General features: G+C 72.1%; 21 protein-coding genes. 8 read left to right on the forward strand and 13 right to left on the reverse strand.

Annotated elements, in window-relative coordinates; translation table 11 throughout:
* The first annotated feature begins 32 nt into the window (after positions 1–32).
* On the forward strand, positions 33–473 hold the full coding sequence (locus tag ACFRCG_RS24520; protein WP_380034755.1) for a DUF2000 family protein: 441 nt from the start codon (positions 33–35) through the stop codon (positions 471–473).
* 73 nt (positions 474–546) lie between these two features.
* Here the strand turns inward: ACFRCG_RS24520 and ACFRCG_RS24525 are convergent, their stop codons facing one another.
* Positions 547–1,056: a cupin domain-containing protein gene (locus tag ACFRCG_RS24525; RefSeq protein ID WP_380034758.1), complete on the reverse strand. Its 510-nt coding sequence runs from the start codon at positions 1,054–1,056 to the stop codon at positions 547–549.
* 285 nt (positions 1,057–1,341) lie between these two features.
* Positions 1,342–1,908: an NADPH-dependent FMN reductase gene (locus ACFRCG_RS24530; RefSeq protein WP_380034760.1), complete on the reverse strand. Its 567-nt coding sequence runs from the start codon at positions 1,906–1,908 to the stop codon at positions 1,342–1,344.
* Between the two features lie 275 nt (positions 1,909–2,183).
* On the opposite strand from ACFRCG_RS24530, the gene ACFRCG_RS24535 reads away from it, so the two are divergent.
* The 3 genes from ACFRCG_RS24535 (at position 2,184) to ACFRCG_RS24545 (ending at position 4,636) form a co-directional block, all read left to right on the forward strand.
* Complete coding sequence (locus ACFRCG_RS24535) at positions 2,184–2,696, forward strand: SigE family RNA polymerase sigma factor (RefSeq protein WP_380034762.1); 513 nt, start codon at positions 2,184–2,186, stop codon at positions 2,694–2,696.
* A gap of 117 nt (positions 2,697–2,813) precedes the next feature.
* A complete protein-coding gene (locus ACFRCG_RS24540; RefSeq protein ID WP_380034765.1) occupies positions 2,814–3,728 on the forward strand; it encodes a hypothetical protein in 915 nt (304 codons plus the stop codon).
* A gap of 98 nt (positions 3,729–3,826) precedes the next feature.
* A complete protein-coding gene (locus tag ACFRCG_RS24545; RefSeq protein WP_380034768.1) occupies positions 3,827–4,636 on the forward strand; it encodes a DUF3152 domain-containing protein in 810 nt (269 codons plus the stop codon).
* Positions 4,637–4,676: 40 nt separating this feature from the next.
* Here the strand turns inward: ACFRCG_RS24545 and ACFRCG_RS24550 are convergent, their stop codons facing one another.
* Positions 4,677–6,719: a prolyl oligopeptidase family serine peptidase gene (locus tag ACFRCG_RS24550; RefSeq protein WP_380034771.1), complete on the reverse strand. Its 2,043-nt coding sequence runs from the start codon at positions 6,717–6,719 to the stop codon at positions 4,677–4,679.
* A 349-nt stretch (positions 6,720–7,068) separates the two neighbouring features.
* Here ACFRCG_RS24550 and ACFRCG_RS24555 point away from each other — a divergent pair, with 349 nt between their 5' ends.
* Positions 7,069–7,725: a hypothetical protein gene (locus ACFRCG_RS24555; protein ID WP_380034774.1), complete on the forward strand. Its 657-nt coding sequence runs from the start codon at positions 7,069–7,071 to the stop codon at positions 7,723–7,725.
* 138 nt (positions 7,726–7,863) lie between these two features.
* Here the strand turns inward: ACFRCG_RS24555 and ACFRCG_RS24560 are convergent, their stop codons facing one another.
* From ACFRCG_RS24560 to ACFRCG_RS24575, 4 genes are all read right to left on the reverse strand, one after another.
* Positions 7,864–8,070, reverse strand: coding sequence for a hypothetical protein (locus ACFRCG_RS24560; protein WP_380034777.1), 207 nt, complete (start codon positions 8,068–8,070; stop codon positions 7,864–7,866).
* 128 nt (positions 8,071–8,198) lie between these two features.
* Entirely contained in the window at positions 8,199–8,957 is a 759-nt protein-coding gene (locus ACFRCG_RS24565) for a class I SAM-dependent methyltransferase (protein ID WP_380034780.1), read from the reverse strand.
* 60 nt (positions 8,958–9,017) lie between these two features.
* Complete coding sequence (locus ACFRCG_RS24570; protein WP_380034783.1) at positions 9,018–9,722, reverse strand: hypothetical protein; 705 nt, start codon at positions 9,720–9,722, stop codon at positions 9,018–9,020.
* 179 nt (positions 9,723–9,901) lie between these two features.
* On the reverse strand, positions 9,902–11,884 hold the full coding sequence (locus ACFRCG_RS24575; RefSeq protein WP_380034786.1) for an ABC1 kinase family protein: 1,983 nt from the start codon (positions 11,882–11,884) through the stop codon (positions 9,902–9,904).
* A 230-nt stretch (positions 11,885–12,114) separates the two neighbouring features.
* Between ACFRCG_RS24575 and ACFRCG_RS24580 the strand changes: the two genes are divergently transcribed.
* Positions 12,115–12,609, forward strand: coding sequence for a PaaI family thioesterase (locus tag ACFRCG_RS24580; protein WP_380034789.1), 495 nt, complete (start codon positions 12,115–12,117; stop codon positions 12,607–12,609).
* Between the two features lie 129 nt (positions 12,610–12,738).
* On the opposite strand, the gene ACFRCG_RS24585 is transcribed toward ACFRCG_RS24580, so the two are convergent.
* The 6 genes from ACFRCG_RS24585 to ACFRCG_RS24610 form a co-directional block, all read right to left on the reverse strand.
* Positions 12,739–12,948: a cold-shock protein gene (locus ACFRCG_RS24585; protein WP_380034792.1), complete on the reverse strand. Its 210-nt coding sequence runs from the start codon at positions 12,946–12,948 to the stop codon at positions 12,739–12,741.
* 135 nt (positions 12,949–13,083) lie between these two features.
* Complete coding sequence (locus ACFRCG_RS24590) at positions 13,084–13,857, reverse strand: SDR family NAD(P)-dependent oxidoreductase (protein ID WP_380034795.1); 774 nt, start codon at positions 13,855–13,857, stop codon at positions 13,084–13,086.
* Positions 13,854–14,534: a TetR/AcrR family transcriptional regulator gene (locus ACFRCG_RS24595; protein WP_380034798.1), complete on the reverse strand. Its 681-nt coding sequence runs from the start codon at positions 14,532–14,534 to the stop codon at positions 13,854–13,856. The genes ACFRCG_RS24590 and ACFRCG_RS24595 overlap by 4 nt, the downstream gene beginning before the upstream one ends.
* 56 nt (positions 14,535–14,590) lie before the next feature.
* On the reverse strand, positions 14,591–15,706 hold the full coding sequence (locus ACFRCG_RS24600; protein WP_380034801.1) for a nitric oxide synthase oxygenase: 1,116 nt from the start codon (positions 15,704–15,706) through the stop codon (positions 14,591–14,593).
* A 338-nt stretch (positions 15,707–16,044) separates the two neighbouring features.
* Complete coding sequence (locus tag ACFRCG_RS24605; protein ID WP_380034804.1) at positions 16,045–17,241, reverse strand: globin domain-containing protein; 1,197 nt, start codon at positions 17,239–17,241, stop codon at positions 16,045–16,047.
* Positions 17,242–17,780: 539 nt separating this feature from the next.
* On the reverse strand, positions 17,781–18,308 hold the full coding sequence (locus ACFRCG_RS24610) for a gamma carbonic anhydrase family protein (RefSeq protein ID WP_380034807.1): 528 nt from the start codon (positions 18,306–18,308) through the stop codon (positions 17,781–17,783).
* Between the two features lie 211 nt (positions 18,309–18,519).
* On the opposite strand from ACFRCG_RS24610, the gene ACFRCG_RS24615 reads away from it, so the two are divergent.
* Both ACFRCG_RS24615 and ACFRCG_RS24620 read left to right on the forward strand, forming a co-directional pair.
* Positions 18,520–18,915, forward strand: a complete 396-nt coding sequence (locus ACFRCG_RS24615; RefSeq protein WP_380034914.1) for an MmcQ/YjbR family DNA-binding protein — start codon at positions 18,520–18,522, stop codon at positions 18,913–18,915.
* Between the two features lie 1,509 nt (positions 18,916–20,424).
* A complete protein-coding gene (locus ACFRCG_RS24620; protein ID WP_380034810.1) occupies positions 20,425–21,117 on the forward strand; it encodes an HU family DNA-binding protein in 693 nt (230 codons plus the stop codon).
* Positions 21,118–21,157 lie beyond the last annotated feature (40 nt).

A 21,157-nucleotide genomic window follows, 5' to 3' on the forward strand; every position in this document is an offset into this window, starting at 1 on the left:
GGGCCGACGCGGGCCCCGGAAGACTTCCGGGCATGGAATCCGAGCACGCCGAGAACGCGCCCATCCGTTTCGACACCAAGATCGCCGTCCTGCTGCGCGAGGACCTGGCCGCCTGGCAACGACTGAACGTGACGGCGTTCCTGGTCAGCGGCCTGGGCACCCGGGTGCCGGAGGTGATCGGCGAGCCGTACGCGGACGCCGACGACACCGCGTACCTGCCGATGTTCCGCCAGCCGGTACTGGTCTTCGAGGTCGGGAAGGAACTGCTGACCACGGCGCACACCCGCGCCGTCGGCCGGGACCTGCCGGTGGCGGTGTTCACCTCGGACCTGTTCGCCACCGGCAACGACCGGGACAACCGCGCGGCCGTGCGGGCGGTGCCGCGCGCCGATCTGGACCTGGTCGGCGTCGCCGTGTACGGGCCGCGCAACGCGGTGGACAAGGTCTGCAAGGGCGCGGCGATGCATCCGTAGTGTCCGGCCGCGTGAAAGACGCGGGGCCCGGACCACGCGAGGTGGTCCGGGCCCCGCGTCGCGGTGCGTGGGTTCACTTCCCGGCGATGGCCTCGCGCCACACCGGGCTGTCGACGTAGTGGTTGTCGAAGCGCTCGGACGTCGCGCGCAGTTCGGCGAAGTCGGCCTCGCCGCGGTGCACCCGCTCCAGCAGGCGGTAGTAGTCGAAGCGGTCCATGCCGGGCGTGAAGACCACCAGCATCTTGGCCTCGGTGTCCGGGGCCGGGGCGAAGGCGTGCGTGGTGTTCGGCGGCACGAGGAGGAAGTCGCCCGTCTCCAGCGTCACGATCTCCTCGCCGAGCAGGATGCGCATGGTGCCCTCGGTGACGTGGAACATCTCGCTCGCCCGGGTGTGGAAGTGCGCGGGCGCGCCCGGCGAGCCCTTGCGGAACGTGGCCAGGTTCGCGGTCAGCCCGGGGGTGTCGGCCAGCAGCGTGATCAGGCTGGTCGGACCGTCCTGGATGATCTCGGCGTCCCGGGTACGGACCAGGACGGGGACCTCGCCGGTGGTGGCGGCGGCGGTGTTCGAGGTGTTCGCGGACATGGTGGCTCCTTGCGTGCGGACGTGCGGGAGAGCGGTGGATCGGTCGACCCGTGCCGATCGAGGTGACGCGTACGGTCGGTGGGGGCGCCTCGTTGCTTCCTCGGCGCCCGGCCCCGCCGTTCGTCGACATCAATCTACGGCCGCTTTCGACCCTCACAATGGTGCATTGCGAGGCCGAAATGATGGGTCAATTTCGAGCCCCCCGGTCGACCCGAAACAAGGGAGGGGTTTCGCCGCCCCGGGACGGCGAAACCCCACCCGCGCCCCCGAAGGAGTCCCGGACGCCTACTTCGCGTCGATCTTGTCCCGCAGCGCGACCAGCAGATCGCGGAGCAGGCCGATGGTCGTCTCGTCGGTGAGGTTTCCCGCCTCGTCGAAGCGCTCGTGCGACCGGAACGCGATCACCTCGGGCTTGACCACCACGTCGGTGTGCGTCCAGACGAACACCTGACGCAGCGCCAACTGGGCCCGTACGGAGCCGAAGTTGGTGGGTGCGGCACCCATGATCGCGGTCGGCTTGTGCAGCAGCGGCAGCCCCTCGGTGCCGCTCCAGTCGGTGCTCGCCCAGTCGATCGCGTTCTTCAGGACGCCCGGGATCGAGTAGTTGAACTCGGGTGTGGCGATCAGCAGCCCGTCCGCCTCGGTGATCCGCCGCCGCAGGTCCGCGGCCGCGGCGGGCCGATCGCCCGGGGTGTCCTGGTCCATGTCGTACGGGGGAATCTCGCGCAGGCCCTCGTAGATGTCGATGTCCACCCCACCCGGGGCGAACTTGCGTGCGGCGTGCAGCAGCCGGGTGTTGTGCGACTCGGCGCGCAGGCTGCCGGAGACGGCCAGGATCTTGACGTCGCGCACGCGATGGCTCCTTCGGGTGGATGTGGCCGGGCTCGGCGACCGGGTCGGTCGACGGTGCGCCGCCCGTTCCCGGGCGCCGAACCAACGTATGGCGCGATCGATGTCGGTATGACCGGCTCGACATGCCAATTGGGGGACCGATTGCGACACGCGTACGAACCCGCGAGGGCGACCCCCGCCCGCCCCGCCGGCCTTGTGACGCAGGACACGTGCATCCGCCCCCTCCTCGGGATGCGTATGGATCAGGGACGGACGCGACAGGAGGGGAGGTCGGGATGGGACGGCAGGGCCGCGACGGGTTCACCGAGTTCGCCGAGTCCTCGGCGCAACGCCTGTGCCGGACGGCGTATCTGCTGTGCGGCGACTGGCATCTCGCCGAGGACCTGACCCAGATCGCCCTGGAGAAGTTGTACGTGGCCTGGCGCCGCATAGAGCACACCGACCAGCCGCACGCGTACGCGAGGCGGGTGCTCCTGAACGCCTACCTGGACCGCAGGCGCCGACTCAGTTCCACCGAGCTGCCCGGCATCGACGCGGCGGGCCTGGAGCACCGCCCCGACGCGGCGGCCGACGCCGATCTCCCGGACGTACGGCTGACCCTGATCGACGCGCTGATGCGGTTGGCGCCGAGGGACCGGGCGGTGGTGGTGCTGCGGTATTGGGAGGACCACAGCGTGGAGGCGGTTGCCGAGATGCTCGGCATGTCCACCTCCGCGGTCAAGAGCGCCGGCCCCCGCGCACTGGCCCGACTGCGCGGAACGCTCGAGGTCAATCCCCTGATCGGCTGAGCGGAGGAGAGCGGTGACGAGCGAGACCGAGCACGACGGCGAAACCGAAGCCGATACGAAAACCGATACGGAAACCGATGTCGACCGGAACGGGAGGCGGCAATGGCGGCGGATCGGGTGACACCACGATCCGGGACCGAGCCGGGGCACGGGTCCCCCGGCGGAGCGGACACCGACCTCGACGTCGAGGTCGTGCTCGACGTCGATCCCGGACTCGAAATGGCCTTCCGGCGGCAACTGCATGCCGAGTTGGCGAGCCAGGACGCCCGCCCGATGGCCGAGGTGGTGGCCCGGGCCACCACCCGAGGCCGGCGGCGGGTGTGGATCCGCGTGGGCGCCGTCGTGGCCTCGATGGCCGCGGTGGTGACGATCGGGGTGGTCGCGGCCACGGTCGCCCCGGACGCGGGCCGACCCGACTCGCGGCACGCGATGTCACCCGCGTCGAGCGGTGTACCCGAGGCGCGACCCGGGTGGGACGCCCGCACGGCCGAGGCCCGGATCGCGCAGGCCCGGGAGGTGATCGCGCGGCAACTGGGCGACCTGCTCGTCGCCCTGCTGCCGACGGAGGGGACGAAGTCGGCGGTACGGACCGGGTATTCGCCGGCGTACGGCATCTCGGCGGAGCTGACCTGGGACAACGGCCAGGGACCGGCCGGGGTGTCGATGTCGCTGCGCTCGGGCGAACTGGCCGCGTGTGCCCCGGGTGTCGCCACCGAGCCCGCTCGGATCGACGAGTACGGGCGCAGGCACCACCTCAAGTGCATCGGCCCGCTCGGGGAGGCCGACCGCTTCGCGTCGGAGTCCGTGCGCAGGACCGAGGCCGACGTGGTCTGGGGACAGGGCATCCAGATTCCGTCGGGGCCGACCGTGTTCCGGCTTTTCTGGGCCATCGGGCCGCTCGACCGGGTGGAGATCCCGAACGAGAAACGACGGATGCCGTTGACCGACGACCAGGCGCGGGCGATCGTGCGGGACGCGCGCTGGTCGGACATCTCCCGGCGGTTGCGGGCAGCCGAACCGGGGACGGGGTGAGTGGGCGCACCATGGGCCGTCGAGCGAAATCACGCCCCCCGGCCGGGAGCCGCGCGGGAACCAGGGCGAGGGCCCGCTCGCACGCCCGCCGGCGGTCGGTGACCCGCGCGTGGGTCGTGGCCGGGGTGGTGACCGCCGTAGTGCTCCTGATCGCGCTGATACCGCATGGCTCCGGCGGCGGCTCACCGACCACGGACATCGGCGCCGCCCGGCCCGACGCCCCGACCGGGCGGCCGCCCGAAGCCACCCCGAGACCGGACGAGCCGTCGGCGCAACGGGACCTGCCGGTACGGACATCCGCCTCGCCGGACCCCGAGGCGCAGGCGAGCGTGCCGTTCGCCCTGGACGCCGACCTGCGGCTCGGCGGCACGTTCGTCACCGTGCCCGGGGAGGCGGCGGCCCCGCGTCCGGGACGGCGGGTCGCCTATCGGGTGGAGATCGAGCAGGGACTGCCCCTGGACGGCGCGCTGTTCGCCGAACTGGTGCAGCGCACCCTCAACGATCCGCGCAGCTGGTCCCGGGACGGGCTCGCCTTCGCCCGCACCGACGGCGCCGCGTCGTTCGTGGTGCGGTTGTCCAGCCCCGGCACCCTGCACCGGATCTGCTCGCCGATCGTGGGCGACACCAGCAGGTCCAACGTGTCCTGCAACGCCAACGGCACACCCTGGGTGATGATCAACGGCTGGCGCTGGGCCCAGGGTTCGACCGCGTACGGGGACGACCTCCTCGGCTACCGCCGCATGCTGATCAACCACGAGGTGGGCCACCGGATGGGTCACCAACACAGCACCGGGTGCGCCGCCGGCGGCCTGGCTCCGGTGATGATGCAGCAGACCAAGTCCCGGGTGGCGGCCGGCGGCGAACTGTGCGAGGCCAACCCCTGGCCGTACCCGAGCGCCGGCGGCTGACGAGCCCGCCCGCCGCCCCCGCCGCCGACCGGCTGAGTGCTCAGCGCGGCGGGAGGCGCAAATGGCGCCGCAGGAACTCGAGTTGATGGGCCAACAACTTCTCGAACAGGTTCTCGTCCGTGGGTGCGTGGCCGGTGTGGACCAGCGGCAGCACCTCGTGCGGCCGTCCGGCGGCGAGCAGTTCGCCGGACAGCCGCAACGTGTTGGCCGGCCAGACGTTGTCGTCGGCGAGCCCGTGGATCAGCAACAGGGGGCGGCGCAACTCGGCGGCCGAGGACAGCGGTGAGCAGGCGGCGTAACGTTCGGGGTGCTCGTCGGGACGGCCGAGGAATCGTTCGCGCCAGTGCGTGTCGTACAGGCGCTGATCGGTGACGGCGCCGCCGGCGATCGCGGCGTGGAAGACGTCCGGGCGGCGCAGCACGGCGGCCAGGGCCAGTGTCGCGCCGAACGACCAACCCCGTACGGCGACCGTCGAGGCGTCCAACTCGGGCCGCCGTCGCACCACTTCGGCCAAGGCGGCGACCTGGTCGGCGAGCACCGGGCCGAGGATGTCGCCGGCCACCTCGCGCTCCCAGGCCGGACCACGCCCCGGCGTCCCGCTGCCGTCGGTGATCAGCACGGCGAAGCCCTGCTCGGCGAACCATTGGGAGACGAAGGCCATCGGCGCTTGCTGAGCGGTGACCCGCTGGAGGGCCGGACCGCCGTACGGGTCGACGAGCACGGGCAGCGGCGGGTCGCCCGCGCGATGCCACGACGGCAGCAACACCTGGCTGTGCAGGCCGCGTTCGGTGGTGGTGATCCGGGTGGCGCGCAGCCGCAGGACCGGCTCGGCCGGATACGAGCGGATCGGCACGGCGGGGCGATCCGCCCGCAGCACGTGCGTGCGCGCGCCGGGGCGATCGGGGGTCCGGGCCGTGTGCACGAGCGTGCCCGCGCGGCGCACGGCGGTATGTACGCCCGCCTCCCCGTCGAGCCGTTCGACACCGGCGCCCGGTCGGTACGTCCAGATCCCGGCCTCCGTGGGGTCGTCGGCAGCGCCGAACAACACGTCGTCGCCGTCCACCCCGAACACCTCGCGCACCTGTAGTCCCACCGGGGTGATCGGCACGCCGTCCAGGGTGAGTCGGCGGGTGCCATCGGCGTCGGAGTGCCCGACCAGCGCGCCGGACCCGGTCCGTACCGGGGTGCCGCGCAGCAGGTGCACCCAGTGCGGGTCGTGCCGTTCGGCGAGGAGGCGGGTCCGGCCGTCCGCCTCGTCGACGGCCAATACCCGGACGGTGCGCTGGTCGCGGGTCTGCACCTCGGCGAAGGGGCCGTGGGCGTCCCAGCCGGCGGCGGTCAGGTATTCGAATCCGGCTCGGTCCCGGGATACTTCGATGTGCTCACCGGCGAGCGTGACGAGCCACAGGGTGACCTCGGCGTTGGGCTCGCCCGCCGCCGGGTAGCGCAGGGCGCGCGGCGCGACACGCGGATCCGTCGGGTCGGCGAGCCAGCGGACCGGCACCTCGCTCTCGTCCACGCGGGCGACCAGGAGCCGCGTACCGTCCGGGGACCACCAGTAGCCGCGGTCGCGGCCGATCGACGCGGTCGCGACATACTCGGCGACCCCGAAACGCACGTGGGCGCCGTCGGGTTCGGCGATCGCCCGGTCCCCGGTCCCGTCCACCTCGATCACCCGCAGCGCGCCGTCGGCCGAATAGGCGATCCGCCGCCCGGTCGGATCGGGGCGGGGGTCGGCGACCGGCCCCTCGACGGGCAACCGACGCGCGCGCCCGGTCGGCACGTCGACCACCCACAACCCGTCCGGCAGCACGAACGCGGCCAGCCGAGCCGCGTCGTCGGTGGCGTACGCGGCGATCCCGGCCCGACCGGTCGCCTTCGCCGAGCGTGCGGGATCCACGAGCAGCCGCTCGGCGGCGGTGTCGAGGTCCAGACACCACAGACAGCCCACCGGATCCTCCCCGGAGCGACTGCGCAGGAACAGCACCGACGCACCGTCGTCGGACACGGTGAACGCGGTGGGCAGACCCGAGGTGAACCGCCGAGTGCGCACGAACTGCCGGGGCAAACCGATCATCGACATGCGCTACAGACTGACCGCCGGGCCCGGCTCCACCGAATGTTTCGCCACCCGGCGAAACAACCCGGGTCGCCCTGTTGATCGGCGCGCCTCGCGCCGGCCGCGGCGTGGGCCGGCGCCCGTCGGGGCTTTCCTGTCGGCTTCGCACCGCTTGCGGCCCCTGCGGCCCCTGCGGCGCACGTGGCCGGCTGTTTCGTCGCACACCCCGCCGCTCACCCCGGCCACATCGGCCCGGTCGGGTCGTGCCGCTGTCGGCACACGCCGTGCCGGGGCGCGCCGGGGCAACCGTGCGATGCCGAAGGACGGTTGGCCCGCCGCGTACGTGGGCGGGGCCGTGTGTCAGGGTGCTGTCATGGGCGAGAAGCCGCAGGCCGGTCGGCCGAGTCCGCCGCGCGTTCACCGACGTCGCCGGTGGGCCGCGCCGGCGGTCGCCGTGATCGCGGTCGGCCTCGGCGGGACCGTGCTGCTCAATGCCGCCGGGGACGCGCCCGCGCGGTATTCGGCGACCGCCAACCCCGCGCCGCCGCCCGCCCCCGTGGACGCGGAGGGCTGCCCCCGGTGGGTCGACCCGACCACCCCCGACTGGCGATTGCCGAACCGCGCCGCCCCGGCGGACCCGTTCGTCCCGGGCACGCCGCGCTCCGCCGTGGTGTGCCGCTATCCGCGCGACGACCGACCGGCGCGGCACCGCACGGACCTGGCCGGCACGCGCGCCCTCCCGGATCCGGCCGAGTACGCCCGCGCGCTGCGGACCCAACCCGCGTTGCCCACGGGCGGCCTCGCCTGCCCCGGGGCGGGTCGCCAGGCGGACTACGTCGTGATGTTCGAGTACGACGACGGCCTGCGCCACGGCGTGCGGGTGATGTCGTCCTGCCCGATCGCCGCCGACGCGCGCCGCGCGGTCCTTCCGGACGCCGCACTGGTCGCCCGCCTGCACGCGTTGTTCCCCGAACCGGGCACCGAGCCTCGCGCTCCCGGGGTGGCGGCAACGAGCGCAAGTCACCGGTGATCTCCGGAGCGTCGGCGTTTCGCACCGAACCGGGCGGGAACCGGCCCCGGGCAACGGGAGACCGCCGCGCCCCGGAGGGAGGGGCGACGGCGGTCGGGCCCGGCCGGCGGCGGACGGGGCCGTCGCGGGCTTCGGGGGTCAGTGGGCGAGGCCGCCGACGAGGGAGCTCATGGCGGTGCCCAGGGCCTGCTGCGGGGTGATGCCGTCGGCGGCCGAGGCCGTGTTGTCCGGGGTGGTGAGGGCGATGTCCGGGGGCGGGGTGCCCGCGTTCGCGACGGGGGTGGCGAGTGCGGCGGCGCCCGTCGCCAGGACCACGGCGGCGATGACGCGTCGAGTCTGGGTCATACCGTGCTCAACGCCGGGATCGGTCGGGGGCTACGGCATGTCACCCGCCCGGGCCTGTGTGGCCGGGGTCCGCCCCGGCGTACCCCGGCGCTCGTCCCCGGCGCGGAGCCCGCGCGCCCCCGGCCGGCTCAGTCGGGTCGCCGCGCCTCGAACAGCACCCGGGTCGAGTGCGCGACGAACGGTCCATCCCGTTCGATGAGTTCGTGCAGGTCGTGGAGCCGGTCCCGGTAGGCGTCCACGCCGAAGCCGGGCACCAGCCAGATCACCTTGCGCAGGAAGTAGACGACCGCGCCGACGTCGAAGAACTCCATCCGCAGCCGTTCCGTCCGCAGATCGACGATCTCCAGACCGGCGGCCCGCGCGTCGGCGCTCTCGGTGTCCGGGTGCCGACCCCTGCGCGCCTCGGGCTGCGGGCCCAGGAAGTATTCGATCAGCTCGAACACCGACGCCGGGCCGACATGCTGGGCCAGATAGGTGCCGCCGGGCCGCAACACGCGGGCGATCTCCGACCACCAAATCGTCGCCGGATGGCGGCTGGTGACCAGGTCGAAGGCGGCGTCGGCGAACGGCAGCGGCGGCTCGTCGGCGTCGGCGACCACCACCGCGCCGAGCGGGTGCAACACCTCCGTGGCCTTGGCCACGTTCGGCGGCCACGACTCGGTGGCGACCATGGTGGGCGGCAACCTCGGTACGCCGGCCAACACCTCCCCGCCGCCGGTCTGGATGTCGAGGGCGGCGGACACACCGGCCAGGCGTTCGCCCATCAGCCGCTGGTATCCCCACGTAGGGCGGGCCTCGGTGGCGCGTCCGGCCAGCCAGGAGAAGTCCCAGCCGGCCACGGACACCGATTCGGCCTCGGCGGTCAGATCCGCGAACGTGCGTGACATATCCGCATCAATACCGCGCCGCGATCCATCCGGCAAACGTTTTCCGTCCCCGGACACGCGCTAGCCGACGAACTCCCGGTCCCCGTAGTGGACCGTGGCCGACGACCAGTCGCCGCCCAGGGTGGCGACGAAGCGCTCGACCAGGGCCGCGTCCGCGCGGTCGGCGACCAGGATCAGCTTGCCACCGCGCACCGTGACCGAGCCGCCGTAGAGACGTTCGCGCGCCTCCGGGTCGGCGGCGAGCCCGTCGTGCAGCCGCCGCACGCTCACGTCCGGCACCTCGACCTCGATCGCGTCCGCGCGCGGGGAGTCGGCGCGCAGGTACTCGAAGGTGAGCACCGACTCCTGGTCGTAGCGCTTGCGCAGCACGTCGGCGATGTGGTTCAGCTCCGCCGCGTCCAGGCCGTCGACGTCGAACTCGCGCGAGCGCTCGTAGGTGACGCTCTGCGACTCGCCGGACCAGAACACCCCGTCCAGCAACGAGGACTTGTCCGGGTCGCCACCGTGCGCGCGGATCGTCGCGCGCACCTGGCAGGCGAAGCGGTTCAGTTGCGTGCGCAGTCGGGGATCGTTCGGATCGCCGATCACGGCGGTGTTGTCGGTCACGAAGATCTCCGCCACCGGCAGATGCCGGCGGGTGTGGCCGGGCGAGGCGTCGGCCACGCAGGCCGGGGTGTGCGTGGACGCGGCGACCGCGCTGTGGGCGCCACCGGCGCCGACGGTGATGCCGAACGCGAGGACGAGGGCGGCGGGCCAACGCTTCATACGGGATTCCCCCTGGATGCATGGGTCGTCGTGGGACGGACGAAGGACGGGACGGGTGTGGCGCACGACCATCGAAATGATCATGAAACGGAAAGATACCGAAGAGTCGCCGCGACCGTGCACAACGTCACCGATCGGTGCGAGGCATCACCGATTCCGGTACGGAGCGCGGCGGTGCGTCAGCGCCGGGTCTCGACCCGCTCCGCACGGAAGATGGTGAACAACACCCGCAACACCAGTACGCAGCTGACCACGAGCAGGTTGTAGCCGAACACCTGGTACAGCCCCACACTTTCGCCCACACGCGGCCCGCCCTCGGTGCCCAGCAGCAGGACCGCCATGATCCCGGCGGTCGCCCCCAGCACGGTCAGCAGCGTCTGATGCAGCATAGAGGTGACCACCCGGCGATCGCGCTCGTCGGCCAACAGCCGTACGTTGACGCCCAGTCGTCCCTCCTCCAGCGCCCCCGTCAGCCGCTCGAAGCGGCGCGGAAGTCGGCGCAACACCGGTAGCAGGTGCAGCAGTTCGCTCGTCGCCGCGTCGCGCAGGCTGCCCGGTTCGAACTGTTCGGTGACGTGCGCGGTCGCATAGCCGCGTGCCTCGGCGAAGATGTCGAAGCCCGGTTCGATCCCGGTGAGCGTGCCCTCGACCGTGGCCAGCGCCCGGAACACCGCCGCGATCTCCGGCGCCACGGTCAGCTCGAACGCGGACACGAGCCGGAACAGGTCGGTGAACATGGCCATGTCCGGCGCCAGACCCGCGCTGAGATGGCGGGCCATGAACTGGCCGAGCGCACGTTGCAGCCGCTGCTCGTCCAACTCCGCCGGGCGGGTCACCACCCGCAGCAGCGCGTCGGACATCGCGGCGGGATCGGCCCGGCCGAGCGTCAGCAGCAGATCCTGCAATGCACCGCGCAGTTGCGCGTCGATCCGGCCCACCGAGCCGAAGTCGAGCAGCGCCAACCGGCCGTCGCTCAGCAGCATGATGTTGCCCGGATGCGGGTCGGCGTGGAACACCCCGTCGAACATGATCTGCCGCAACAACTCGCCGAGCAGCGTACGGGCCAACTTCCCCCGGTCGGCCCCGCGTTCGTCGAGCGTCCGTACGGCGGTCCCCAGCGGTATCCCGTCCAGCCGGTCCAGGACCAGCACCCGCGCGGTGCTCAACTCGGGGTGCGGCCGGGGCAGGGTCAGATTCGGATCCCGCCGCCCGGACCCGGCGGCCAGCACGGCGGCGGTGTTGCGCGCCTCGATCCGGAAGTCCAGCTCCTCGCGCAACGCGACCGCGAAGCCGTCGGCCAACTCGACCAGTCCGAGGGCGTGTCCCCATGTGGTGCGCCGATCCAGACTCACCGCGAGCCGGGCCAGGATGTCCAGGTCCCGCTCGACGATCGGCCCGATTCCGGGGCGCTGTATCTTCACCACGACCTCGCCGCCCGAGCACAACCGGGCCCGATGCACCTGGGCGATCGACGCGGCCGCCAGCGGCTCCGGGTCGAATTCGGCGAAGACGTCGGACACCGGCGCGCCCAACTCGGCGACCAGTACCGCCTCGACCTCGGCCCACGGCGCGGGCGCGACCCGGTGCTGGAGCAGCGCGAGCGCGTCCACGAACTCGACCGGCAGCAGGTCGCGCCGGGTGGACAACACCTGGCCCAGCTTGACGAAGGTGACCCCGCCCTCCTGGAGCGCCTGTTGCAACGATCGGGCCAGGACCGCGCGCCGGCCGTCCGGGTCGGCCCGGCGCCGACCGCGCAGATACGGGCCCAGTCCGTGCCGGGCCGCGATCCGGCTGATCTGCGAGTAGCGCCGCCCCCGCGCGGCGCGTCGACGCAGTCCGCGGACGAACTCGACCGTGCCGGGCCACGACCCGCTCGGCACCAGCGCCTCGATCACCACGATGAACGTCATCGAGGCGAGCAACGCCACGCCGAGCGTCACGGTCATGAAGACGCCGGGGTTGTGCCGCTGGATGTTGCCGCCGACGGCCCACGACACGACCATGCCGAGCAGCCCCGCGGCGAGCGTACGCCTCGTCCCCACCGGCAACCCCAGCAACCGCCGGGCGCCCCAGGCCAGTCCGACGACGAGGGCCAGCGCGGTGAGTGTGGTGGCCACCCACAACACGCCCCGATCCACGCCGGTCTCACCCGCGCTCAGCACGAGCACTTCCGGGAGCCGGCCGCGAGTGTGGTGTGTGCGTCGGCGGGTGCCGAGAATCCATGAGACATGCCGATGAGACCTTCCCCGAGTGATCTTGCACCTGCGGGGGAGAACCTACCGCCCGAGCCCCCACCCGGGGCCGGGCGAAGCGGTGTCGACGGCTTGGATCATCATCGTCGTAGGGCGTCGCCGCCCTCGCCCTCGTCGTCGGGAAGAAGGTCGGAAGGCACATGACTCGGTCGCGCACGTTCACCTGGCAGGACCCGAAGCTCTCCGCGGTCGCCGTGGGCACCATGTCGGGTCTGGACTTCCTGCGCGAGATGGTGGCCGGACGGTTGCCCGGACCGCCGATCGCGGCCAACCTCGACTTCACCCTCGAGGAGGTCGAGGAGGGCCGGGCCGTGTTCGCCGTCGTCCCGGGTGAGGAGCACTACAACCCGATCGGCAGCGTGCACGGCGGGCTCTACGCCACCCTGCTCGACTCGGCGGCCGGGTGCGCCGTGCACACGACCCTCGCCAAGGGCGTCGGCTACACCTCGCTCGACCTGTCCACCCGGTTCCTGCGGCCGATGACGGTAAACACGGGCAAGGTCCGGGCGATCGGCACCGTGCTCACCCGGGGCCGGCGCACCGCCCTCGCCGAGGCCGGCCTGTACGACGCGAACGACCGGCTGCTGGCCCACGCCACCAGTACGTGCATGCTGTTCGACCTGCCGACGCCCTGACCTGCGCGACTGTTCCGGCCGCCGGGTGAACACAGCCAGGGCGAAACGCGGCCGGGGCACCGGCGGGACGGTGGTCTCGGCGATGCCCCGGCGGGCGGTCGAGCGTGCGGTCGAACGGGCGACCGCGACTCAGTCGCGGATGACGGCGACGTTCTCCGCCTGAGGACCCTTGGGGCCCTGGGTGACGTCGTACTCCACCCTGTCGTTCTCCTCCAACTGCTTGAAGCCGGTGCCCTGGATGGCGGAGAAGTGGACGAAGACGTCCGGACCCTTGTCATCCTGCTCGATGAAGCCGAAGCCCTTGTCCGCGTTGAACCACTTCACCTTGCCTGTTGCCATCGTTCATTCCTTCATCTGATGCCACGACGCGCGACGGGCGCGTCCGCCGGAGCCTCGTCGCGACTGCGGCCCCCGAGATTTCCCGCCCGGCCGACGGCGAAACACGCGGTGGACGCGGGCGGGACCCGGATCGGCTCAGCGGGCCGAATAGCCGCCGTCCACCAGGTGATAGCCGCCCTGGACGAACGAGGCCCGGTCGGACAGGAGGAACGCGGTCAGTTCGGCGACCTCCTCGGCGGTGCCCAGGCGGCCCTGCGGGTGCAGCGAGACCAGGAGCGAGTGCTGCTCCTCGTCGCTGTCCCGCAGCAGCGGGGTCTCGATGAACCCGGGGCCCACCGCGTTGATCCGCACGCCGTGCTCGGCGTATTCGACGGCGGCGGTCTTGGTCAGGCCGATCACCCCGTGCTTGGCGGCGACGTAGGCGGCCTGACCGGCGAAGCCGTTGGTGCCCAGGATCGACGACATGTTGACCACGGCCCCGCCGCCGGCGGCCAGGATCGCGGGCAGTTCGTGGCGCATCGAGTAGAAGACCCCGGACAGGTCGGTGGCGATCACCCGGTTCCACGCCGCGACGTCGTACTCGCCGGTGGGTCCGCTGGGCCCGGCGATGCCCGCGTTGTTGACCGCCAGGTGCAGCGCGCCGAAGGTCTCGACGGTGAAGCGTACGGCGGCCTCGACCGAGTCCGGGTCGGTCACGTCCACCGCGACGGCCGCGGCCCGCGCGCCGTCGGCGGACAGGGCGTCGGCGGCCTCCCGGGCGCCGGCCTCGTTGAAGTCGGCGAGGACGACCGCGGCGCCGCCCGCGGCGAGCCGGTGGGCGATGGCCAGGCCGATGCCGGAGGCCGCGCCGGTGACGAGGGCGACCTTGCCGGCGAACTCGACGGCGTACTCGGGGGTGGTGGTGCTCATGGGTGGTTCACGACCTTTGTGGAACGGGTGTTGCCTGATGCGGGATGGACGTCCCCCGTCGGGTCGGCGAGCGTGCCGACCAGGGCATCGAAGAACCGCTCGGCGAGCACGGGCAGCGCGCCCGGATCGCCGGTCCTGGCCCAGGCCCGCAACGCGGCGACCAAGGTGCCGGCGCCGGCCCCGACGACCACCGCGGGGCGTGGATCGTGGTCGGGGTCGACATTCAGACGGGCCGCGATCACCCGCACCGATTCGGCCTCGGCCTCGATTCGGATCCGCTGGTAGGCGCCGAACAGCGCGGGCTCGCCGTCGACCCGGCGGAACAGTTCCAGGTGCCGGGCGAGCCGGGCGTCGGCCGCGGTGTACTCGATCGCCAGCCAGTCGGCCACCGCGGCGCGGTAGGCGAGCAGCGGCGGTTCGGCCTCGGGACGGGCGCGCAGCGCGTCGTTGATCCGGGCGGTGTTCTCCCGGAACTCGGCGAGGATCGCGTCCTCCTTGCCGGCGAAGTGCCGACTGAACGTGCGGCGCGTGACCCCGGCCCGCTCGGCGACGGCCTCGACGGTGACCCCGTCGAGACCGTGCGCGAGCAGCAGCTCGACGGCGGCGTCGGACATCGCCTCCCGACTGCGCCGGGTGCGTTGCCGACGGCCGTCGGGCGCGGGGTCGTCGATGCTCATATCAGCAGCGTAACACTCTATTGTCCCGATGGGACATAACTTGTCCGGGTCTCGGACTACCCCAGCCCTCCGACCTCGCCCGCCGCCCGTCGGGTCGCCGCCTCGTCGAGGACGTACGCCGGGGTCAGGGTTTGCTCGTCGTGGTCGTCGTAGTAGCGGTGGTACACCGGAGTCAGCCCGCCCGAGACCGGCGGCACGATCCAACTCCAGTCCGCCGGACACCCACGACCCGCCTCGGCCTCGCGCTCGACGTGGCGCAGGAAGCGGGTCGACTCGGTGTGGTGGTCGGTGATGGTCGCGCCGGCCGTGTCGAAGGAGTGCAGTACGGCCCGGTTGAGCTCGATCAGGGCGCGATCGCGCCACAGCGTGCGCTCGCTGGAGGTGTCCAGCGCGAACAACTCGGCGATCGCCGGCAGCGCGTCGTAGCGATCCGCGTCGACCAGGTTGCGGGCACCGATCTCGGTGCCCATGTACCAGCCGTTGAACGGCGCCGCGCTGTACGAGACGCCGCCGATCTCCAGGCGCATGTTGGAGATCGCCGGGACCGCGTGCCAGCGCAGGCCCAGGTCGGCGAAGTCCGGGTGTTCGGGGTGGGTCAGCGCGATCTCGCGGATCGCGTCCGGGGGCAGTGCGTACGGCCGCAGCCGGCCGTCCCGGCCCTCGATGATCAGCGGCAGCGGGTCGAACTCGGTGCCTTCGCCGCGCCAGCCGAGTTCGTGGGCGAGGTCGGTGATGCCGAGATTGCGGCCGTCGCCCACCGGGGTGCCGTCCGCCCGGCGGTAGCCGGCGTAGCGGATCAGCTGCTCGTTCCAGATTCGTACCCGCGGACCGGTGGGGGTGTCGGGGGCGAACACCGTGAGGGTCGGGCGGATCCGGCCGCCGCGCCAGGTCTCGCGCAGGTGCCCGGCGCACTGCGCGGCGACTTCGTCGGGCCGGCTCACGTGTCGGCGATCGCGCACGGCCAGGCTGTTCCAGTACAGCCGGCCGATGCAGCGGGCCGAGTTGCGCCAGGCGACCCGGGCGCCCCAGGTGAGTTCGGCGGAGGTGTGGGTGTAGGTGCCGGTGTCCCGGATCTGCTCGGCGATCTCACGCCATCGACTCGCGGGATCCACGGGGGACTTGGTCTCGCGGAGGAAACGCTCCAGGAAGGAGCGGGCGAGCTCGGGATCCACGGCACCGTGCGGGCGCGGGGAGTGGATCAGCGGTGGCGGGGCGGGCGGGGATGCCGCCGGCGCGGGGATTCGGGCCGGTATCGCGCCCGTTTCCATCGCCGCTGCGGGAGGGTGGCCCGGCGGGGAGGGGAATCGGCCCGTGGGGCAGACGACTTCCTCGGGTGGTGACGGAACCTCGGGATAGGACCCGACGGGTGACGGCTGATCCTCGCGGATTCGGGTGCTGCCGTGTTCGGTCAACATTCTCCTGGGAACCGGCTCGGCGGCGCGACGACGGGGTCGCGGGAGCCTGTTTCTGGTCTGGGCGGGGTACGAGACGGCGAGGGTGGTCCGAGGGTTCAGCCGGGTGCCTCCGCGGCGACGGGGGTCGGTGTCTCGACCTCGGCCTCGGCGGCGTACGCGCCGACGACCGGATCGTGGTGGATCTGGCTTCTGTTCAGGCCCAGTCGGCGCAGTACCCGGGCGCTGTCGAGCACCATCGCGGGTGGTCCGCTGAGGTACGCGTCGCAGTCGAAGCGCGGTCCGTACTCGCCGACCACTTCCGAGATCCCTCCGCTGATGCCGGCCAGGGTCAGATCGTCGAGCGCGGGTCTGACCCGCAGCCAGGACACCTTCTGGGACAGGCGCAGCAGGTCCTCCAGGCCGTACAGGCCGCTGTGCGCGCTGGCGCCGTAGAAGAGGTCCACGAACCGATCGGTGCCGTAGTAGGCCAGTTCCTCCACCATCGCCTTCAGCGGTGCCAGTCCGGTGCCGCCCGCGACGCACAACATCGGGTTGGGTGCCAGGTGGTCGACGACCATCTCACCCATGGCGGCGCCGAGTTTGATCCGGTCGCCCGGCTTGGCCTTGTGGACCAGCGCGTTGCTGACCCAACCGGCCGGTACCGAGCGCACGTGGAAGGTGAGCAGGCCCTGGGGATCGGGCGCGTTGGCGATCGAGTAGGCCCGCCATACCCGTGGCCACCACGGGGTTTCCAGGAACGTGTACTGGCCCGCCCGGTACGGGAACGGGACGTCGGGGCGGACGGTGACCACCGCGATGTCGTCGGCGGCCTTGTGGTGCGAGACGATTTCGGCCGCCCAGTGCGGGGGGTTGGTCCGGGCGTCCTCGTCGGCGGCGCCGATCATGATTTTGGCCGCCGCGTCGTACGCGCGCACCCAGGCGGCCTGTACCGCGTCGTTCCAGGTTTCGCCGCTGTAGCGGGCGAGGGCGGCGACCAGGCATTCCCCGACCAGGTCGTAGTGTTCGGCGATCACGTCGAACTTGCGATGGTCGCGTCCGAGTTGGCCGAGGTAGCCGTGCAGCGCGGGAGCGTCGTCCAGATCGCCGACGATGCGGATCAGCGCGTGCAGCAGGCGATCGCGTTGGACGTCCATCGCCGGGGGGAACAGGTCGCGCAGTTCGGGCCGCCGCAGGAACAGGAGCGCGTAGAAGTGGGACGTGACGTCGGCGGCCCGAGGAGCGACGACCGCGAGGTTGTACCGGATGAAGTCGGCGTCGTTATGTCGGATGTGGTCTGCGTCGTTGGATTCCAAAATCGGCCCATCGGTAGCCCTTCCACAAGAGGGTTGCTCGGCCGGTTCCGTCGCGAGTCCGTCGCGAGTCCATCGCGGAACACCGGCGGCCGGAACACGATCATCGGATCATCGCCCCGCCGTCAAGTCGAAGGCCCGGTTCCGGTTCTGGAGGAACAGAAGTCTGTTATGCGCCGGTTGATCGGTAATCCACCCACACTCTCCGCAGCCGTACGTACACGTATGGGAGTGGTAAAGCCCCAGGTGGGAGTGCAATTCCGGCCGGCGGAGAGCGGTGTGCGCGAGTACGGGGAACCGCCGTCCGGAGCCCGGGACGGCCGCGCGGGTCACCGTGGAGGCCGGCGGCACGCGCGGAATCGTGTCTACGCGCGTCGCGGACGCATCGCGCGAGCGGCCGTGCCCGACGGTTGTCGGCGGGGTCGCGGCGCCCGGGAACCGGCTCGGCGAAGCGCCGCCGTCCGCCCGAAAAGTCCGCGTACGCGCACGGACCGCGCCCCGAGTCGGTGCCAGGGCGCGGTCCGTCGGCGGTGCGGGTGCGGTCAGAGCGGGGTGATCTCGCCGTGGGCCTGCGCCAGGAACCGGTAACCGACGCCGTTGGCCTTGATGCCGGCGCGCTCCTCCTCGGTGAGTTCGCGCCGGATCCGGCCCGGCACACCGGCGACCAGCACGCCCGGGGGCACCCGCATGCCCTGCGGGACCACCGCGCCGGCGGCGATCAGGGCGCCGGCGCCGATGTGCGCGCCGTTGAGGACGGTGGAGTTCATCCCGACCAGGACGTCGTCCTCGATCGTGCAGCCGTGCAGTACCGCGTTGTGGCCCACGGACACCCGCGCGCCGATCACCGTGGGGAAATCGGGGTCGCTGTGCACGGTGCAGTTGTCCTGGATATTGGTTTCGGGGCCCACGGCGATCGACTCGGCGTCGCCGCGCAACACCGCGCCGTACCAGACGCTCGATCCGGCGGCGAGGGTGACGGCGCCGACCACGGTCGCGTTCATCGCGACGAACGCGGCGGGATCGACCTGCGGAACGCGTCCGCCCACGGCGGCGATCAGCGGGTTGGACATGACCCTCCTTCGACACGCGGACCCAACCGATCCGCGACCCTGGCACTGTAGCCGCGGCTCCGCGGCCCCCGACCGGCAGTGCCCGGCCGCGTTCGGGGCCCGCCTCAGCCGGATTCCGCGACGCGAAGGTCGTGCACCGCGACGTCGTCGGGATCCGCGCCCGATGCCTGGGCATACTGGCGGAATGGCTGATGCGCGGCGGTTGCCGGGGATGGGTGCGGGGCGGCTTCGGGGGGTGTGCCTCGGGTTCAACGGCGCCGTCGAGGAGTTTCCGTTCGGACGGAACCCGGATGTGTCGACCTTCAAGGTCGGTGGGAAGATCTTCGCCCTGTCCACGCTGACCGACACGCCGCCGCTGCGGGTGAGCCTGAAGTGCGATCCGGACCTGGCGGTTCGGCTGCGGAGCGATCACCCCGCGATCGTGCCCGGGTATCACCTCAACAAGCGGCACTGGAACACCGTGACCCTGGACGGCTCGCTGCCGGAGGCGATGGTGCGGGACCTGATCGAGGACTCCTACGACCTGGTCGTCGCCTCGCTGCCGCGACTGCAACGGCTCAGGCTCGACTGGCCGGGGCAGCGGGAGCGCAATCGCGAGGACGGATAACGGCGCCGACACCTTCCGGAGCTCCCGGCCGGCCCTGCGGCCGCACGGGGTGGCCGCCAACCGGCGTCGTCCGCCGGCGGTTTCGCAGGCGGATCGCGCAACGGGGTGACCGCTGCCACGAGTTCCGGGACGGGGCGGCTCGTGGTCGTCGCCCTCGGGGCGGCCCGACCGGTCGGTGGTGGCCGCACGTATCGGGAGGGTGTCGGCTCGGGCCGTGGGGCTGTGGGGCAGTGGGCGATTTCCCGGGACCGTCGGGGCCGGTCGTGGAGGTCGTCCGCCCGCCTGCCGCGCCCCGAGCCCGGGTCGAGGACGCCGGTGCGCCCCGGGCGGTGGGCGCGGATTGGCTCGGTCCCGTTCGATGTATCGCTCATTCGTTCGCTTTCTCGGGTCCGCCAACCGCTATTCGACATGCCGAAGTCGGAATTCCGGAACGGGTGCGGCAGGGCCTCACGGATCGGGCGCGAGGGTGACTGAGGGTGAGTCTCCGGGAGCCGCGGCCGGGGGGAGTGCGGTGAGCTGCGGGTTCACGGCGTTGCGCCGCCGTGGTCGGGACGCCTGCCGGAACCGGGGTGGACTGCGGGTTCGGGCCGGGGCCGTGTGCCCGGACGGGGCGCCGGGCCGGGCCGTGGGCTCTACGCGCCCTCCGTGGCATCGGGATTCGCGCGCCGAGTGCGCTGATCCATGGTGTTTCGTGGCGGGTTCCGGGGGCGCTCGGCCCGATGCGGCGCGGGGGTCGAGAATCCGGCCCGGAGGCGCCCTCCTTCGCCGGGATCCGTCTGTTTCGGGATCCGGTTCGCCCCGGACCGCCCTGAATCGCCCTCCACGGGCCTGGAGTCCACCGCCCGTCCCAGGGGTCGACGGGGGCGCTTTGAGCGACTCTGTCCCGCGTGTGGGCCCTTTCACGACCCGACCGACGGCGTCCCCGGCCGCGCATCCACCCTCGCGGGCCCCGGATCGACGTGCGCCCGCGGCCCTTCCGCTGCCGGTGCCCACCCCCTCGTGGGGCCGCCCGATGTCCCGAGTTCGGCCCGCGGGCACGTCTTCGGCCCGGCCGACGCCTCGTGTTGGGGAGTCGAGTTCCGTCCCGTGCGCCGACGGGTGTTGGCGCGCCGGGGCGGGAAATCGGTTTCGACGGGCCGCGTGTCGGCGCGTATTTCCCGATTACCGCACCCTCGACAGGGGGCCGAAGGGGTGTTTCCCGCGCCGGATCGGAGTGCCCTCGTGCCGCCTCGGGCCTTGTCCCACAAGGGGAAAACGGTCCTCGGGCGGCGAACGTCGGGACCGGATACGCGGATTTGGTCGGTGCCGGACCGATCTCCGCGCGGGGTCCCCGTCGTTGATCCAAGGGGGTGTTTCGAGCGCGTCGTTACCGCAGTTCGAAATGCCCCCCGTGTGACGGAGAGTTACAGTCATGGAAATGGGTACTGGCGCAACGGCGTTCGACCCGATCGGTCGGATGGTCCGGCCGGTCGAAAGCGATCGGTACCCCCGCACCACGAAAGGCGTCTCATGAACAAGGCACAACTCGTCGAAGCCATCGCCGACAAGCTCGGCGGCCGGGCTGCGGCCGAGGAAGCGGTCGACGCGGTTTTGGACACCATCATTCGTTCGGTCGTCGCGGGCGACCGGGTCTCGGTCACCGGCTTCGGGTCGTTCGAGAAGGTCGACCGGGCCGCTCGTTACGCCCGTAACCCCCAGACGGGCGAACGGGTTCGGGTCAAGAAGACGTCGGTGCCGCGCTTCCGCCCGGGCCAGGGCTTCAAGGACCTCACCGGCGGTACCAAGAAGCTGACCAAGGGCGAGACCGCGATCAAGAAGGCGTCCCCGGGCACCGTGACCGGCGGCACCACCGTCGCGGGCAAGAAGGCCGCGGCCAAGAAGACCACCGCGAAGAAGGCCACCGCCAAGAAGACGGCCAAGAAGGCCACCACGCGCGCCGCCGCGCCGGCCGCCTCGGCGCGCAAGACCACCGCGAAGAAGGCCACCACCCGGGCGACCGCGGCCAAGACCACCGCGGCGAAGAAGACCACCGCCAAGAAGACCACCGCCAAGAAGACGACCGCGAAGAAGACCACGGCCAAGGCGACCCCGGCGAAGACCACCGCCAAGAAGGCCGCCAAGCCGCCGACGCGCGGCGCGTCCGGTCGCAAGGGGACCGCCGCCAAGCGCGCGACCGGCGCTCGTACCGCCAACCGCGCCTGAGGACCACCCGGTCGGATGCGATGGTCGGACCGCCCACACG

Origin of the sequence: Embleya sp. NPDC056575, from assembly GCF_042793325.1 — a bacterium.
GTDB lineage: Bacteria > Actinomycetota > Actinomycetes > Streptomycetales > Streptomycetaceae > Embleya.

What these genes read in the sequence shown, in the direction of transcription:
- ACFRCG_RS24595 (WP_380034798.1), bottom strand. Translation starts at nt 14,534, where the DNA reads ATGAGCATCGACGACCCCGCGCCCGACGGCCGTCGGCAACGCACCCGG.
- ACFRCG_RS24620 (WP_380034810.1), top strand. Translation starts at nt 20,425, where the DNA reads ATGAACAAGGCACAACTCGTCGAAGCCATCGCCGACAAGCTCGGCGGC.
- ACFRCG_RS24550 (WP_380034771.1), bottom strand. Translation starts at nt 6,719, where the DNA reads ATGTCGATGATCGGTTTGCCCCGGCAGTTCGTGCGCACTCGGCGGTTC.
- ACFRCG_RS24555 (WP_380034774.1), top strand. Translation starts at nt 7,069, where the DNA reads ATGGGCGAGAAGCCGCAGGCCGGTCGGCCGAGTCCGCCGCGCGTTCAC.
- ACFRCG_RS24535 (WP_380034762.1), top strand. Translation starts at nt 2,184, where the DNA reads ATGGGACGGCAGGGCCGCGACGGGTTCACCGAGTTCGCCGAGTCCTCG.
- ACFRCG_RS24560 (WP_380034777.1), bottom strand. Translation starts at nt 8,070, where the DNA reads ATGACCCAGACTCGACGCGTCATCGCCGCCGTGGTCCTGGCGACGGGC.
- ACFRCG_RS24525 (WP_380034758.1), bottom strand. Translation starts at nt 1,056, where the DNA reads ATGTCCGCGAACACCTCGAACACCGCCGCCGCCACCACCGGCGAGGTC.
- ACFRCG_RS24590 (WP_380034795.1), bottom strand. Translation starts at nt 13,857, where the DNA reads ATGAGCACCACCACCCCCGAGTACGCCGTCGAGTTCGCCGGCAAGGTC.
- ACFRCG_RS24565 (WP_380034780.1), bottom strand. Translation starts at nt 8,957, where the DNA reads ATGTCACGCACGTTCGCGGATCTGACCGCCGAGGCCGAATCGGTGTCC.
- ACFRCG_RS24615 (WP_380034914.1), top strand. Translation starts at nt 18,520, where the DNA reads ATGGGTGCGGGGCGGCTTCGGGGGGTGTGCCTCGGGTTCAACGGCGCC.
- ACFRCG_RS24610 (WP_380034807.1), bottom strand. Translation starts at nt 18,308, where the DNA reads ATGTCCAACCCGCTGATCGCCGCCGTGGGCGGACGCGTTCCGCAGGTC.
- ACFRCG_RS24570 (WP_380034783.1), bottom strand. Translation starts at nt 9,722, where the DNA reads ATGAAGCGTTGGCCCGCCGCCCTCGTCCTCGCGTTCGGCATCACCGTC.
- ACFRCG_RS24520 (WP_380034755.1), top strand. Translation starts at nt 33, where the DNA reads ATGGAATCCGAGCACGCCGAGAACGCGCCCATCCGTTTCGACACCAAG.
- ACFRCG_RS24585 (WP_380034792.1), bottom strand. Translation starts at nt 12,948, where the DNA reads ATGGCAACAGGCAAGGTGAAGTGGTTCAACGCGGACAAGGGCTTCGGC.
- ACFRCG_RS24580 (WP_380034789.1), top strand. Translation starts at nt 12,115, where the DNA reads ATGACTCGGTCGCGCACGTTCACCTGGCAGGACCCGAAGCTCTCCGCG.